This window comes from Flavimarina sp. Hel_I_48 (genome assembly GCF_000733945.1).
In the GTDB taxonomy this organism is placed as follows: domain Bacteria; phylum Bacteroidota; class Bacteroidia; order Flavobacteriales; family Flavobacteriaceae; genus Leeuwenhoekiella.
The window spans coordinates 3,084,683-3,100,347 of the sequence record NZ_JPOL01000002.1 but is presented as its reverse complement, the minus strand read 5'-3'; the positions used below and the strand labels follow the sequence as shown (position 1 = coordinate 3,100,347).

The window sequence follows — 15,665 nt, the reverse complement described above, 5'->3', positions numbered from 1 at the left end:
ATTATACATTTGAGATAACTAGAATTTATATTGCACCGGCTTAATCATTTGCAAAAGAGATTGTTCCCTCTGTTTTTATAAGACCATGATCTATGTATTAACAGTTTTTGCTTTTCCGTAGTCTACTAATTCAAGGAAGTGCTTTATAAACTGTTTTGTATACGTTCCATCGGCGTCTAAATTGGGATCCAGAATGGTGATTTCAATTCCAACCGCTTTTGGGCTCAATAGTAAAGGTTTCAGTAGTTCTTTAAACGCTTCAAACGTGAGTCCATCATTTGCTCTACAATCAACAGCCGGCATGATCTCATCGTTTAATACATCAACGTCAAGATGAATAAAAAAACCATCCAACTTGTTTATCTCAACCATTTCTAGAAATTGCTTTGCTGTTTCTGTAAACCCATTTTCTTGTAACCTTTTTAAATCAAAATAAGTTATACCAGATTCTAAAATGGGACGTACATAGGCTGTATCGTACTCCCTATTACCCACGCAAAAAACATTCTTTTCTTCGAAATATGGCTCTAAACCGGTAATATTAGTCAAGGTATCATGGCCATTACCAGTAACGATCGCCAGGTCCATGCCGGCTACACCACCGGTTTGAGAAATTTCAGATGTAATAAAGTCCGTATGCCCGTCCAGAAAAAACAGCCCATAATTTCCTTTCTGTTTTAGTGCGATAGCAGTACCTATTAAAATACTACAATCGCCTCCCAGGCTAATTTGAAAAACATCCTCTTCTAAGTGTTCAGATACGATCTTAGCTTGTTCTATTGCGTAGTTAATGATTTTATCTGCGTTTCTTACCCCTGTTACTTTATCAAAATCCATAGCATATGCAGGCGGTTCAAGACGCAAGGTTCGCTCAGCATTTACCCGCTTGTGAAAACCGTGTTTTTTCAGCCAATCTGGAAGTTTTTTTACACCGGGTTCGGTATCAGCATCTCTCTTTCTTAACCCCAGGTTCGTTGGAAATTCCAAAATGGTGATTTTATTACTGTTCATTTTTTGAGTTCAGGGGTGTTTTTCAGCTTTCACATAACTTTAAGTATATGAAGCTTAGCATCCCGCAGGGTGCTATGATTTCATATATAGTGTTATGTCGTTTTATGTTCTTTTAAATTCGTTTGATTCAAAAACCATTCGTTAATCTTTGAAGTGAATAGCCATACATCATCAAGTGGATTTGGTGGATTCACATATTCTGGGAGCATTGGGTCAGATCCCATTTTTTCAAAAATTCGTAGTAGCCAACCATGTTTAGAAGTACCCACGCCTAAGCTTAGCAGCCACTTTTCTACTTCTCCATTTGGTATAACAAACCAACCAGCACTGGCTAATTGAGTAATTAGGTTATTGGCGTCTGATATTTCAGAACCTGAAAGCAAACTTGCCCCACCAAGTCTTTTGTAATCTGGGGGCTTGGTAATTCCTCTTAGTGACCCTAGAAATTCTGAGACAGATTTTCCTTCAGAATTGGCGTTAGATAATCTTTCGGATAATATTTCAAATGTAGTTTCTTCTATTCCCGTGCTGTTGGCTGCCGCCTTCAAACTTTGATTTACTCGTTCACGAAGTACTGAAAGTGATTCAGCAGACCCTCCAATAATTGAAAGAGAATTTAGAATATTTGTGAAGTTTGTACCTCCCTCCTTAAAAGTGTCGATATCAGAAATAGCAGCACAAGGAATTGACACTTTACGAAACAAACCCAAAACTTTTGCAATTGTCTGCTTATTTTGAGCATTAACAAAAAGGCAGTCTCTAATTCCTTTATCAGTAAAAGCGACAAGCCGATTGTTTATTTCGTTGTAGAATGCTCTATCGGAATCTCCTTCTGTCACAACTACCCTAGAATGGAATAAGCCTTCCGTTACCCCAATATTGTTCAATAATGGATCATGAATTACAGCCTTCAAGTCCTCAGTGGCCAATGTATTGGCTTTACTTATTTCTTTTTCAAATTCAAATCTCGTCACGCTCACTTCATTTGGTGTTAGTGAAAGACAACCTTTCAAGAAGTATGGAGAATGAGTTGCACAAAAGCACATATTATCTTTACCCAGTGAAATGGTTGATAGAGTCTGACCTAATTTGAAGCAAAGATTGGGGTGGAGGAAAGCTTCAGGCTCGTCTATTAAGAATTGCAATTTTCCATCAGCAATAACATTTATTAATATACCTAAGTATGCTTTAATACCATCGCTGTAAGATGAAAGTGGAATAGCATTTTCTTCAAAGAAAGTGGCCGCATCTGGTGAATCGAAATATTCAATATCATTAATTGGTTCGATATTACAAATGTATGCTCTTAAAACTGCAGGCTTAGGGTTCCATAAAGCAAAGTACTTGCCTGGTAGTATAACCTCCATATGCTTCTGAAGTTCTGCTTTTAACTTCCTATTTCTTCTAAGAGTTTCAAAAACATTCTGCTTTTCTTTAGAAGATATGCCTTGGTATGCCTTGTCGTCTACCATCGCCAATCTGGTTTTACCATCAAGAATCATAGTAGTTTGAGTCCATTTTCTTTTTAATAAAGTATTGCTAACGGATTTAATTTCTCGCTTCACATGTGTCTGAGCCTCCTCCCAACTGCCGCTATTCCATGATCCGCCTTTTGGTGCAGGCACAGAAAAGTTGTTGGCTTTCTCCATGAATATTTTGATTTGCTCCTCAGTTAACCCAGATGGGTTTGTAGAACCTAAAATCAAACCTTGATCAGTTAAGTTCTGAAGATCCTTCAGAAATGAGCTTTTACCAGAATTGTTTGGACCAATTACGAGGTTGAGAGACCTAAGCTCAATTGTATGGCCATTTTTAAGTTCTAAAGAATCAATCAACATACTTTCATCTCTTAATTTAACAAATCTGGTTTTCTTCTATTCGACATAACATGTGTAAAAACGTACCATTCCGTCTATCCCGTTATACTCCGACTAATTTAATCATTTTCAACCAATTAAATTCAATCATCTAAAACCTACACCCCGCCCCTTTCCCTAAACGTATTTATTAAAATCGCCCCTGCGGTGGCAACGTTTAAACTTTCGGCAGTAGGACTTCCAAATTGCGGTATACTGATGCGGTGCTGGACGTGTTTTTCAACTTCGGTACTAATTCCATTTCCTTCATTTCCCAGCACTAAAACGGCATTTTCGGGCAATTTTTCCTTATAAATGGCGGTTCCGTCCATAAAAGCGCCGTAAACGGGGAGTTTTTGCTCTGCTAAGAAAATAGTAAGATCGCGATACGTTATGTGTACACGTCCCAGCGAACCCATTGTGGCCTGTACAACTTTGGGATTGTAACAATCTACCGTCTGGGCAGAGCAGATCAAATGCGTGATGCCAAACCAGTCACAAAGCCGTATGATCGTGCCCAGGTTCCCTGGGTCGCGCACGTCGTCAAGCACAAGTTGCAGCCCCTGCCCAGGAAGTTCTGCTTTGCTTTCCTCTGGGATTTCAAATACCGCAAGCGCCTTCTGTGGACTTTTTAAAAAACTGACTTTTTTAAGCGTTTTTTGGTCAATTTCGATGGTTTTTTGGCCTGGAAAGTCGGTTTTATGTTCCTCTAAAACATATAATGAATGCAGTTTAAAACGGGATTGCAGTAATTCCTGAATGCCTTTGATACCTTCTACCACAAACAAGCCGTGCTGCTGCCGGTACTTTTTTTGAGCCAGGCTCGTTATTAATTTTATTTGGCTTTTAGCTACCATGCTTATTATGTATTTTTGACGTTATTCTGAGCGATTCCCATCTTGCAGCACCTGTTGACGAAAATAGCATTATTTATTGTACTTCTGTATACGGTTGCGGGTTGCAATGCCATTAAGCGCGTACCAGACGATAAACTTCTGCTCATGGAAAATACCATAGACGTCAATGGTACCAGGAACAAGCTTGGCAATATCAACAATATTCCCTACCAGCAGCCCAATAATCGTGTTCCGCTCTTTACTGCCCCGCTTCGGCTGTATATTTACAACTGGGCCCGTCCCAATATTGATAGTATTTTACATGCGAGGGCCATTGAAGATGATGCCACCCGCAAATTCTGGACTGCCGTTCTCTCCCGAAAACAACTGGACCGTTATATTGAGACCAGGATTGCCTTTAATGAAGCCTTAAAAAGTACCGGCGAAGCCCCTACCGTTATTTCCGAAAGCCTTACCCAGCGTTCCGCAGAACGGCTTGATGAATATTATAAGAGCAACGGTTGGTTTAATGCGGAAACCGCCTACAGCATAGACACTCTATCTTATAAACGTGGAAAGGTAGATTACAACGTCACAACCGGCCAGCCCTACATTCTCGACTCGCTAAAGACTTTTATACAGTCTGCAGAAGTAGATTCTATCTATAAAAGATTTGAAAACCAGTCCTTCATTTCACAAGGGGAACAATACAAAAGGCTGGAGCTTAATGCAGAAGCACGGCGCCTTACCACTTTGTTCAGAAACAACGGGATGTTTCATTTTGACCAGGAATTTATCAGTTTTATAGGGGACACCGTAAATACCGGTCAGAAAGTAAACCTTGAACTGTATATAAAGAACAGACAGATTAAGGCGCAGGATTCCGTATATCAGGAAGAACTCAAGGTGCACCATATAAGTACGGTAAAAGTTTATACCGATTACACTTACGCCCAGCGGAATGATTCTCCTAAAGACACGATGTCGTTTAATGATTATGAACTATATGGCTTTGATAAGATAGAATACAAGCCGCGCTACCTAACCAATGCAATTTTTATAGATCCGGGAGATGTTTATAGCGACGAGTCGCGTAATAAATCCCTTATTCGCCTGGGCCAGTTGCGTACGTTTAAATATCCCGATTTGCGCTTTACCGAAGACCCGGCAGATTCTACCGGAAGAAACTTAATTGCAAACTTTTACCTCTCTCCGCTACCCAAATTTAATGCTCGGTTGAATTTTGATGTCTCCAGGTCTAACATTCAGAAATTTGGTATAGCCGGTGGCGGTTCGCTGCTTATGCGTAACGTTCTGGGCGGTATGGAAACACTGCAACTTTCTGCCCGCGGGAGCATAGGTGCCTCTGCGACCCCAGATGATGCCAGCGCCTTTTTTGATATTACAGAACTGGGCGTTGATCTTAACTTTACCCTTCCACGTATATTTTTTCCTATTCGCACCGGTAGTTTTATCACCCCGGAAATGGCCCCCAGCACGAGTTTTACTTCAGGTCTGGGCGTTCAGCAGAATATAGGGCTTGATAAGCAAAACCTAACCGCAGGTATAGATTACCGCTGGAATCCTACCACTAATGTCAATTACCGTTTTGACCTGCTCGATATTCAATATATACGTAACCTAAATACCAGTAACTACTTTAATGTGTACAGTAACAGTTACGATAACCTGAATGAAATTGCCCGTAACAATCTGACCGATGATAATCCCTTATATGGCCAAGCGGAAGCAGATACCGGTCTGCCCCGATTGAGCATTCCCGATGGCGCTTTGGGTTTTATCAATCAGGTAGAAAATGGCAGTATTAATGTTGCCAATGACGAGCTCCTTCAGGTAAACCGTATTGAGGAGCGCCGTGACCGCCTTACCGAAGATAACCTCATCCTGGCCTCAAGCATCACCTATCTCAAAAATACCAGACAAGGCATTTTTGACGAAGAGTTCACCAGTTTTAGGGCGCGCTTAGAACTTGCCGGAAACCTGCTCTCCCTGGCGGCAGATGAACTGCAGCTGGGAAGGGATGCCAATGGGGATGCCCGCGTTTTTGGGGTAACATTTTCACAATATACCAAGGCAGAACTTACTTTTATAAAACATTGGGATTTTCAGAATGATAATATACTTGCCATACGCGCTTTTGGCGGAATAGCGATCCCTTACGGCAATAGCAACAGCATCCCTTTTATACGCAGTTTTTTTGGTGGCGGGGCCAATGACAACCGTGCCTGGCAGGCTTATCGCCTGGGCCCGGGCAGTACAAATAGCCCTAACGAGTTTAATGAAGCAAATATGAAACTTGCCTTTAACGTAGAGCAGCGCTTTAGCCTGCTTGGCGACCTCAAGGGCGCCCTTTTTGCTGATGTGGGAAATATATGGAACGTGCTTGATAATGTGCAGGATCCCCGGGCACGCTTTAATGATTTTAAAAGCCTGGAAGATATCGCGGTGGGTTCTGGTTTTGGCCTTCGGTATGACTTTAACTTTTTTGTATTGCGCTTTGATGTAGGCTTTAAAACATACAACCCAGCACTTGATCTTGGAAACCGATGGTTCAGAAATTATAATTTTGGTGATGCTGTGTTCAATGTTGGCATTAATTACCCGTTCTAAAGATAATCACGGCTTATTTTCTTATTTTTACGATCGCAACCATAAAAACAATATAACTCATGAGTAATCATATTAAACCAGGTGTAGCCACCGGAAGAGAGGTTCAGGAAATTTTTAACCACGCTAAAAAGAATGGATACGCGTTACCCGCGGTAAACGTCATAGGTTCTGATACCATTAATGGAGTGTTAGAGACCGCTGCAAAGTTAAAAGCTCCCGTAATCCTTCAGTTTTCTAATGGAGGGGCACAGTTTAACGCTGGTAAAGGTCTATCTAATGACAATCAGCAGGCTGCTGTCGCAGGTGCTGTTGCCGGTGCGAAGCACGTTCATGAACTTGCAAAAAAATATGGTGCTACCGTAATTTTACACACAGATCATTGTGCTAAAAAATTACTTCCATGGATAGATGGTTTACTTGATGCTTCAGAAAAGCACTACAAGCAATTTGGCCATTCCCTTTTCAGTTCGCACATGCTGGATTTAAGTGAGGAACCATTAGAGGAAAACATAGAGATATGTAAAGAATATCTTAAGCGCATGGCCAAAATGGATATGACCCTGGAAATTGAACTGGGCATAACCGGCGGTGAAGAAGATGGTGTGGACAACACAGATATTGATGATTCTAAACTTTACACCCAACCGGAAGAAGTTGCTTACGCCTATGAACAACTTAAAGAAGTAAGCGATCAGTTTACCATTGCTGCCGCTTTTGGTAACGTGCACGGTGTTTACAAGCCAGGGAACGTAAAACTTACCCCAAAAATCCTTAAAAATTCACAGGAACACCTTTCTAAGAAGCATGACCTGCCAGAAAATACGATCGACTTTGTATTTCACGGAGGTAGCGGTTCTTCCGTAGAGGAAATAAGGGAAGCTATAGGTTATGGTGTGATCAAAATGAATATTGACACAGACCTACAATGGGCTTTTGCTGAAGGTATTCGCAATTACTTTGATGAAAATGCGGACTATCTTAAAAACCAAATAGGAAACCCTAACGGTCCTGACAGCCCAAACAAGAAATATTACGATCCCCGGGTATGGTTGCGCAAAGGAGAAGATTCCTTCAACGCGAGACTTACAAAAGCATTTGAAGATCTTAATAATGTAAACCAACTCTAATAAAGGGTTGATCATAATTATAATGTAATCAGAACCATTTTATGCATTTTGCGTGTATAAAATGGTTTTCTAAAATTAAAGACAATTATGGCTTGGTTCAAAAGAAAAGAAAAAGGAATACAGACGGCCACAGAAAATAAAAAAGATGTTCCCAAGGGGCTTTGGTATAAGTCCCCTACCGGAAAGATCATTGATGCTGAAGAACTGGCCAAGAATTTCTATGTTAGTCCAGAAGATGATTACCATGTACGTATCAACAGTGCAGAGTATTTTCAAATTTTGTTTGACGACAATAAGTTCAAGGAATTTGACAAGAATATGACCTCAAAAGATCCGCTGGATTTTGAGGACAGTAAAAAGTACAGTGACCGTCTGAAAAGTGCCCAGGAAAAAACGGGCCTTAAAGATGCCGTACGTACCGCTGTGGGAAAAAGTATGGGCAAAGACCTTGTAATTGCCGCAATGGATTTTAAATTTATTGCCGGTTCCATGGGTTCTGTGGTAGGGGAAAAAATAGCCCGTGCGGCGCACTATTCCCTTAAAAACAATATTCCGTTCATGATTATTTCAAAATCTGGCGGTGCACGAATGATGGAAGCGGCCCTGTCGCTGATGCAGTTGGCAAAAACCTCTGCAAAACTGGCACAATTGCATGACGCAAAAATCCCTTACATTTCCCTTTGTACAGATCCTACAACTGGTGGTACCACGGCTTCTTTTGCCATGCTGGGCGATATCAACATTTCAGAACCGGGAGCACTTATAGGTTTTGCAGGTCCACGCGTGGTGCGCGATACGACCGGTCAGGAACTTCCTGATGGCTTTCAGACGGCGGAGTTTTTACAGGATCATGGTTTCCTTGATTTTATCACACACCGCAGTAAACTGAAACAAAAAGTAAACCTTTACCTCGACTTGATTCAGAATCAACCCGTTAGAAAATAACTTTTCATAACGCTGCACAGATTAAAAAATGTATCTTTGCAGCCTTAACGGAAAAACCGTTATGTACATAAAAATCATTTAAATAATATTGGAATGTATTTAGACGCAGCAAAAAAAGAAGAAATTTTTGAAAAGCACGGTAAAAGCAAAACGGATACCGGTTCAGCAGAAGGACAAATCGCTTTGTTCACACTTCGAATCAACCACCTTACCGAGCATTTAAAAAATAACCGTAAAGACTTTAACACCGAGCGCTCCCTTGTGAGACTGGTAGGAAAGCGCAGATCACTTTTAGATTATCTTACTAAGAAAGATGTCTTGAGATATCGTGCTATTGTTAAGGAATTGAACTTGAGAAAATAATATCAAGGGGCTTTGCGGCCCCTTTTTATTTTTCTATATTTAGCACAGAACACCCCAATTTATAGTGCTTTTAGATGAAAAAACCCATATTTAACCGGATTTTTCTCATTTTAAAGCAAGAATACAAAAACCACTTTTGAGCAATCATTTGTGGCAAGGAAAGCTATCACTAGGTTTTTCATTGGTCCACTCACTACACACACAACACAACGACCACGCGTTTTTTGAATTCGTTCAAAAAATGTATTTGTAAAACAACGCCGTACCGCGGCGTAAATGAAAAACATTATGATTCCACAAACATTTAAAGAGGTCATAGACCTTGGCGATGGAAGAGAAATTTCCATCGAGACCGGGAAACTTGCAAAACAGGCCCACGGCTCTGTTGTTGTTCAATCTGGTAATTGTATGCTTCTCTGTACCGTAGTTTCGGGATATGAGAAAAAAGACCTTGATTTTCTTCCTTTAACGGTAGATTATCGTGAGAAATTTGCAGCTGCAGGACGTTATCCTGGCGGTTTTTTTAAGCGTGAGGCTCGTCCCAGCGATGGTGAAGTACTTACCATGCGCCTTGTAGATCGCGTTTTGCGCCCACTATTCCCTAAAGATTATCACCAGGAAACCCAGGTGATGATCCAACTAATGTCACATGATGAGGACGTTATGCCAGATGCTATGGCTGGTTTTGCCGCTTCTGCCGCTATTCAACTTTCTGATTTTCCGTTTGAATGCGCTATTTCAGAAGTACGCGTAGGCCGTGTGAATGGAGAGTTTATCATAAACCCTTCCCGCGCCCAACTCGCAGAAAGTGATATTGACATGGTCATTGGCGCTTCGGCAGAATCTGTGATGATGGTAGAAGGTGAGATGAAAGAAATCTCTGAAGAAGAAATGGTTGAAGCAATTAAGTTTGCCCATGAAGCCATTAAAAAACAATGTGAGGCACAAATAAGACTTGCTGAAGCTTTTGGCAAGAAAGAAGTACGGGAGTACGAAGCTGAACGTGAAGATGAAGCGCTAGCTAAAAAAGTACAGGAGCTTACGTATGATAAGGTTTATGCTATTGCAAAAAATGGTTCTTCTAAAAAAGAACGCAGCAGCGCCTTTTCGGAAATAAAAGATGAGGTGAAAGCCAGTTTTTCTGAAGAAGAACAAGAGGAATATGGTGATCTTATTTCTAAATACTTTTATAAAGCAGAGAAAAAAGCGGTTCGTGATCTTACCTTAAATGAAGGTTTACGCCTTGACGGAAGGAAAACAGACGAGATTCGCCCTATCTGGTGTGAAGTGGATTACCTCCCTTCTACCCACGGTTCAGCTATATTTACGCGTGGTGAAACACAAGCGCTTGCTACCGTAACCTTAGGTACTTCAAGGGAAGCAAATCAGATTGATATGCCTTCTTACGAAGGAGAAGAAACGTTCTACCTGCACTACAATTTCCCACCTTTCTCAACTGGTGAAGCACGACCTATTCGTGGTACCTCCCGTAGGGAAGTTGGTCATGGTAACTTGGCACAACGCGCATTAAAAGGAATGATTCCAGCAGACTGTCCTTACACCGTACGTGTGGTCTCAGAAATATTGGAATCAAACGGATCTTCTTCAATGGCAACTGTTTGTAGCGGTACGATGGCACTTATGGATGCCGGGGTTCAGCTTAAAAAACCGGTTTCTGGTATTGCCATGGGACTGATTTCTGACGCTGAGAGCGGAAAATATGCCGTTTTGAGCGATATATTGGGAGATGAGGATCATTTAGGGGATATGGACTTTAAAGTAACGGGTACCGCAGACGGTATCACTGCTTGCCAGATGGACATTAAAGTTAAAGGTCTTTCCTATGAAATTCTTGTAAATGCTCTTAAACAAGCTTCAGCAGGTAGATTGCACATTCTTGATAAATTGACTGAAACCATTGCTACGCCGAATGCAGACGTTAAAGGCCACGCACCTAAAATGGTAACGGTAACTATTCCTAACGAATTTATTGGCGCATTGATAGGTCCTGGTGGAAAAGTAATCCAGGAACTTCAGAAAACGACCAAAACAACGATCGTGATCAACGAAGATCCGGTAACCGAAGAAGGTATTGTTGAAATTTTAGGTACAGGTAAAGAAGGTATTGATGCTGTACTGGCAAAAATAGATTCTATTACTTTCAAACCAGAAGTTGGTAGCGTTTATGAAGTGAAAGCTATAAAAATGCTTGACTTTGGCGCAGTGGTAGAATATGTGGATGCTCCTGGAAATGAAGTATTGCTACATGTTTCTGAACTGGCCTGGGAACGCACCGAAAATGTAACCGATGTTGTAAACATGGGTGATGTGTTTGATATCAAATATCTGGGAATGGATAGCAGGACGAGAAAAGAGAAAGTTTCCCGTAAAGCGCTACTCCCTAAACCAGAAGGTTATAAAGAACGTCCACCACGCAGTGACGACCGCAAGCGTGATAACAGCAGAGGCCGTGATAGCCGAAACAGGGACAACTCTAGAGGAAGGGATTCCAGAAGCAGGGACAACGATCGTAAAGACGATTAATCTGCTCTAAATTTGTAAAGTACGATTTTTTAAAAGCGCCTATGCCTCACAGCTTAGGCGCTTTTTTACTGTCATTATAGCAGGGAATTGACTGCTTGTCCATTGTTTGCGCCATATCTGCAATACGAATTATTCTGTTAAAATTATAAATAGTAACAAAAATTAGAAGTCTAATTACCTGTAAAACAGCTATTATACCCTATTTTTAATCAGATTTTAGTGAAAATCTATTTTGTTGCATGAATTCCGCATAGTCCTTGCACACTATATATTTCATTAAATAAAAAGTAGCAAAAACATGAAAGTACTTGTAATAGGAGCAGGAAATATGGGATTAACGTATGCCGAGGGCATGGCGCAATCCCCATTTCTCAATAAAAGGAATCTCATGATTCACGATGTCTCCGCTGAGAAAATTGAAGCACTTGACAAATTACCCCACTTTGATGCCTATGCTGATGTTAAAGATTGCGTACCGCAGGCAGATGTAATTTTCTTAGCGGTTAAGCCTTTTCATACAGAAGATCTTTTTGGCAAAATCAAAGATCTGGTCAATGATTCTCAAATTATAGTTTCCTTAATGGCAGGTATAACTATTGAAACTATACAAAATGGTCTGGGTATCTCTAAAGTAGTACGTACAATGCCTAACCTTCCCGCAAAAGTAGGTAAAGGCGTGACTTCCTTTACAGAATCTAAAGAAGTGAGCAGGGTTGAACTTATCATGGTACGCAACCTACTTGATACCACCGGAAGCTCTATTCATGTTAATACAGAGGAATTCATAAACGCATCAACGGGAATAAGCGGTAGCGGACCAGCCTATATATTTTATTTTATGCAAAGCATGCTAGAGGCTGCCTTGAAAATGGGCTTTTCTAAAAATGACTCTCGCGTGTTGGTCACTAAAACTTTTGAAGGTGCCGTGGCGATTTTCAACGAATCAGACCTATCTCCTGAGACCTGGATGGACAGGGTAGCTTCTAAAGGAGGTACTACCCGTGCTGCTTTGGACAGCATGGATGATAATAATGTAAAAGAATTAATTAAAGATGCAGCTTACGCGGCCTTCAACAGGGCTACTGAGTTGGGAAAATAACCTATAAGTAAAGTAATGAGCAAAAAGAGAGTAGTTATAAAAGTAGGAACCAATGTGATGACCAATAAGGACAACCGCATTGTAGGCCCTATATTAAATGAATTGGTTAGGCAGATAGCCGTTCTCTATGAGAATGATATTGCATGTGTACTTGTATCATCAGGCTCTGCTATTGCCGGTAAGGAAATTTTAGGCGATTGTGCGGCACAGGATCCATCCATAAGAAGACAGATATTTTCTTCGGTAGGTCAGCCACGTATGATGCGGCATTATTATTCCCTATTTCACAGTTTTGGTATGCGCTGCGCCCAGGTTTTGGCCACTAAAAGGGATTTTGCCGCCGGAAAGTACAGGGAGAATATGATCAATTGTTATGAAGGGCTCCTTTCCGAAGGAATTATTCCCATTGCAAATGAGGATGACGCAGTTTCTTTGACCATGTCCATGTTTAGCGATAATGATGAACTCGCGAGCCTTGTGGCAGAATTGATACAGGCAGATGCGCTGATACTTCTTACTGACACGGACGGTCTTTATACCGGTCACCCGGATGCAGAAGATTCAAAAAAACTGAATGCCGTACATACAGATGAAAATGTAGAAAAATATGTACAGGAATCCAATAAAGCAGAAGGCGAAGGCCGTGGTGGTATGGAGTCTAAATTGAAGATTGCCAAGGAAACCGCACGCAAAAATATCATAACCTATATCGCGAACGGGAAGAGGAAAAATGTCATTGTTGACATCATGGACGGTAAAGATATAGGGACGAAGTTTCACGCCTAGTTTTAACTTAAAATAGAAAATTTATGCAGTTATTAAATACAGATAAAAAAAATAATGTTCTTGATTCAATGATCAAAATCATTGATGAAAATAGAAAGAGTCTTCTTGAAGCGAACCAAAAGGATCTTGATGCTTTTGATCGCGACGATCAGGCATTGTATGACAGGCTTGTAGTCAATGACAAAAAAATTGACGGTATGATTCAGGCGCTTCGCGAAGTACGTGATCAGGAAGATCCCGTAAATAAAGAAATTTCCAATAGGACTTTAGACAGTGGTCTTGAGATTATTAATCGTACGGCACCTTTTGGCACCATTATGATTATTTATGAATCCAGACCTGATGTAACTATAGAAGCTGCCGTTCTTGCTTTTAAAGCAAATAATAAAATATTACTTAAAGGTGGAAAAGAAGCCTTCAATAGTAATAAACTGTTGGTTGAATTTTGGCACAAAGCATTAAAACAGAATGATCTGGGCGAAGAATGGATCACCATGCTCAATATGAACCGTACCGAAACCCAGGAATTTTTAAGAAATCCTGATCAGCAATTGGATCTTATCGTTCCTCGTGGTGGTGAAAGATTGATCGCTTTTGTAAAAGAGCATGCTACATGTGCCGTATTGATTAGTGGTCGTGGAAATAATTTCCTATATGTTCATCCAGAAGCAGACTGGAAAAAAACTTTAGAGGTCATTATAAATGCCAAAACAGATAAAATTTCAGGATGCAACGCGCTTGATAAAGTATTGGTAGATGTAAACCTCCCAGATTATAAAAAACGCCTCAAGGATCTAGAACAAACCTTAAGCGCTGCGGAAGTTGAAACCATTGTAGATTTAAAAGTGGGCGAAACTTTGGATACCCTTGAAAAAATTGAAGATGATAAGGTTTGGTTAGAAGAATTTCTGGCTATGAAAATTGCTGTTGGTGCCGTAGACGGTATCGAAGAAGCAATACAAAAAATAAATACCTATAGCGGAGGCCATTCTAGTGTGATCCTTACAGAAGATAAAGATGTTGCTAAGATTTTTATGGAGCAGGTTGATAGTGCTGCCGTGTACCACAACGCTTCCACCCGTTTTACTGATGGTGGTCAAATGGGCGTAGGTGCAGAGCTTGCAATAAGTACAGATAAACTACACCACAGAGGGCCCTTGGGTCTCAAACAATTGGTAACCAATAAATACTACGTATTTGGTGATGGCCACATTCGCGTATAAACAGGAATCCATATTCTTATAAATCCTCCATTTCGGGGGATTTTTTTTGTTCTGTTCTTTAAATAAATCTGTTTCTAAATATTTGATTTTTAGTTATCTAAAAAATAATTGAAAATATAAGGGTCTATCTGTAACATTTTTTTTCTTTTTTACGTATACCTAGTATAGTACCTAATGTGCTATAGACAAAAGCCCTACATCATGAGACAACTTAAAATTACCAAACAGGTAACGAACCGTGAAACGGCCTCCCTTGATAAATATCTTCAAGAAATTGGTAAAGTTGACCTCATTACTGCAGATGAGGAGGTAGAACTTGCCCAGCGTATAAAGGCCGGTGATGGTATTGCTTTAGAGAAATTGACAAAGGCCAACCTGCGCTTTGTGGTTTCTGTTGCCAAACAATATCAAAATCAGGGTTTAACACTACCAGACCTTATCAATGAAGGCAATTTGGGTTTGATAAAAGCAGCTCAGCGTTTTGATGAGACCCGTGGGTTCAAATTTATATCCTACGCCGTTTGGTGGATACGGCAGTCCATATTGCAGGCACTTGCAGAGCAATCGAGAATTGTACGCCTTCCCCTCAATAAAATTGGTTCTATAAATAAAATCAATAAAACGTATGCTTTTCTGGAACAGGCGAACGAACGTCCTCCCAGTCCAGAAGAAATAGCGAAAGAACTGGACCTCAGCATAAATGAGGTTAAGGAATCCCTTAAAAACTCGGGTCGTCATGTAAGTATGGATGCTTCGCTCATACCTGGTGAAGATTCTAATTTATATGATGTGCTTCGATCCAACGAATCCCCTAATCCTGATCGTGAGTTGCTAAATGAGTCCCTGCGCGTAGAAATACAACGTGCCCTAGAAACCTTAACACCACGGGAAGCAGATGTAATACGACTCTATTTTGGCCTATCGGAACAACAACCCATGACCCTTGAGGAAATAGGGGAAACCTTTGACCTTACCCGGGAACGCGTAAGGCAGATAAAAGAGAAAGCAATACGACGGTTAAAACATACTTCTCGTTGTAAAATTCTTAAAACATATCTTGGCTAATGCCAATAAAAGTTAAAAAACATCTACTTAAAAAGAGCTTTTTATATCTTGACATCGAAAAACAAATACATAGATTTATTAATAATATCCAAGACGACAACAGTTCATCATAACTGTTTGTTTTTTGATTGATGAATGAATCCTCGGCTGATTACCGGGGATTTTTCATATTTTTAAAT

Annotated in this window: 12 protein-coding genes; 9 read left to right on the top strand and 3 right to left on the bottom strand. The window is 40.5% G+C overall.

Going from position 1 to position 15,665, the window contains the following annotated elements; genetic code table 11:
• Positions 1-90: 90 nt before the first annotated feature.
• From P162_RS13495 to P162_RS13485, 3 genes are all read right to left on the bottom strand, one after another.
• Positions 91-1,011 carry an arginase family protein gene (locus P162_RS13495; RefSeq protein ID WP_031428098.1) on the bottom strand — a complete coding sequence of 307 codons (921 nt, stop codon included), beginning with the start codon at positions 1,009-1,011 and terminating at the stop codon, positions 91-93.
• 92 nt (positions 1,012-1,103) lie between these two features.
• Entirely contained in the window at positions 1,104-2,849 is a 1,746-nt protein-coding gene (locus P162_RS13490; protein WP_031428096.1) for an AAA family ATPase, read from the bottom strand.
• 137 nt (positions 2,850-2,986) lie between these two features.
• On the bottom strand, positions 2,987-3,724 hold the full coding sequence (locus P162_RS13485) for a TrmH family RNA methyltransferase (protein ID WP_031428094.1): 738 nt from the start codon (positions 3,722-3,724) through the stop codon (positions 2,987-2,989).
• Positions 3,725-3,778: 54 nt separating this feature from the next.
• Here P162_RS13485 and P162_RS13480 point away from each other — a divergent pair, with 54 nt between their 5' ends.
• From P162_RS13480 to P162_RS13440, 9 genes are all read left to right on the top strand, one after another.
• Positions 3,779-6,334 carry a BamA/TamA family outer membrane protein gene (locus P162_RS13480; RefSeq protein WP_316931608.1) on the top strand — a complete coding sequence of 852 codons (2,556 nt, stop codon included), beginning with the start codon at positions 3,779-3,781 and terminating at the stop codon, positions 6,332-6,334.
• 59 nt (positions 6,335-6,393) lie between these two features.
• Positions 6,394-7,461 (top strand): class II fructose-bisphosphate aldolase, encoded by a 1,068-nt coding sequence (gene fbaA, locus P162_RS13475; protein ID WP_031428090.1) that lies wholly within the window; start codon positions 6,394-6,396, stop codon positions 7,459-7,461.
• An 87-nt stretch (positions 7,462-7,548) separates the two neighbouring features.
• The gene (gene accD, locus P162_RS13470; RefSeq protein WP_031428088.1) at positions 7,549-8,406 is read left to right on the top strand and encodes an acetyl-CoA carboxylase, carboxyltransferase subunit beta; all 858 of its coding nucleotides are present in this window, start codon (positions 7,549-7,551) and stop codon (positions 8,404-8,406) included.
• A 93-nt stretch (positions 8,407-8,499) separates the two neighbouring features.
• The gene (gene rpsO, locus P162_RS13465; RefSeq protein WP_031428086.1) at positions 8,500-8,769 is read left to right on the top strand and encodes a 30S ribosomal protein S15; all 270 of its coding nucleotides are present in this window, start codon (positions 8,500-8,502) and stop codon (positions 8,767-8,769) included.
• A gap of 288 nt (positions 8,770-9,057) precedes the next feature.
• A complete protein-coding gene (locus P162_RS13460; protein WP_031428084.1) occupies positions 9,058-11,313 on the top strand; it encodes a polyribonucleotide nucleotidyltransferase in 2,256 nt (751 codons plus the stop codon).
• A gap of 298 nt (positions 11,314-11,611) precedes the next feature.
• Positions 11,612-12,412: a pyrroline-5-carboxylate reductase gene (proC, locus tag P162_RS13455; RefSeq protein WP_031428083.1), complete on the top strand. Its 801-nt coding sequence runs from the start codon at positions 11,612-11,614 to the stop codon at positions 12,410-12,412.
• 15 nt (positions 12,413-12,427) lie between these two features.
• Positions 12,428-13,198 carry a glutamate 5-kinase gene (gene proB, locus P162_RS13450; RefSeq protein WP_031428081.1) on the top strand — a complete coding sequence of 257 codons (771 nt, stop codon included), beginning with the start codon at positions 12,428-12,430 and terminating at the stop codon, positions 13,196-13,198.
• Positions 13,199-13,221: 23 nt separating this feature from the next.
• Positions 13,222-14,421, top strand: a complete 1,200-nt coding sequence (locus P162_RS13445) for a glutamate-5-semialdehyde dehydrogenase (RefSeq protein ID WP_031428079.1) — start codon at positions 13,222-13,224, stop codon at positions 14,419-14,421.
• A 201-nt stretch (positions 14,422-14,622) separates the two neighbouring features.
• The gene (locus P162_RS13440; protein ID WP_031428078.1) at positions 14,623-15,486 is read left to right on the top strand and encodes an RNA polymerase sigma factor RpoD/SigA; all 864 of its coding nucleotides are present in this window, start codon (positions 14,623-14,625) and stop codon (positions 15,484-15,486) included.
• The last annotated feature ends 179 nt before the right edge of the window (positions 15,487-15,665 follow it).

Coding starts and splice junctions, on each gene's coding strand:
- P162_RS13495 (WP_031428098.1), bottom strand. CDS start 1,011: ATGAACAGTAATAAAATCACCATTTTGGAATTTCCAACGAACCTGGGG.
- P162_RS13490 (WP_031428096.1), bottom strand. CDS start 2,849: ATGTTGATTGATTCTTTAGAACTTAAAAATGGCCATACAATTGAGCTT.
- P162_RS13485 (WP_031428094.1), bottom strand. CDS start 3,724: ATGGTAGCTAAAAGCCAAATAAAATTAATAACGAGCCTGGCTCAAAAA.
- fbaA (WP_031428090.1), top strand. CDS start 6,394: ATGAGTAATCATATTAAACCAGGTGTAGCCACCGGAAGAGAGGTTCAG.
- accD (WP_031428088.1), top strand. CDS start 7,549: ATGGCTTGGTTCAAAAGAAAAGAAAAAGGAATACAGACGGCCACAGAA.
- rpsO (WP_031428086.1), top strand. CDS start 8,500: ATGTATTTAGACGCAGCAAAAAAAGAAGAAATTTTTGAAAAGCACGGT.
- P162_RS13460 (WP_031428084.1), top strand. CDS start 9,058: ATGATTCCACAAACATTTAAAGAGGTCATAGACCTTGGCGATGGAAGA.
- proC (WP_031428083.1), top strand. CDS start 11,612: ATGAAAGTACTTGTAATAGGAGCAGGAAATATGGGATTAACGTATGCC.
- proB (WP_031428081.1), top strand. CDS start 12,428: ATGAGCAAAAAGAGAGTAGTTATAAAAGTAGGAACCAATGTGATGACC.
- P162_RS13445 (WP_031428079.1), top strand. CDS start 13,222: ATGCAGTTATTAAATACAGATAAAAAAAATAATGTTCTTGATTCAATG.
- P162_RS13440 (WP_031428078.1), top strand. CDS start 14,623: ATGAGACAACTTAAAATTACCAAACAGGTAACGAACCGTGAAACGGCC.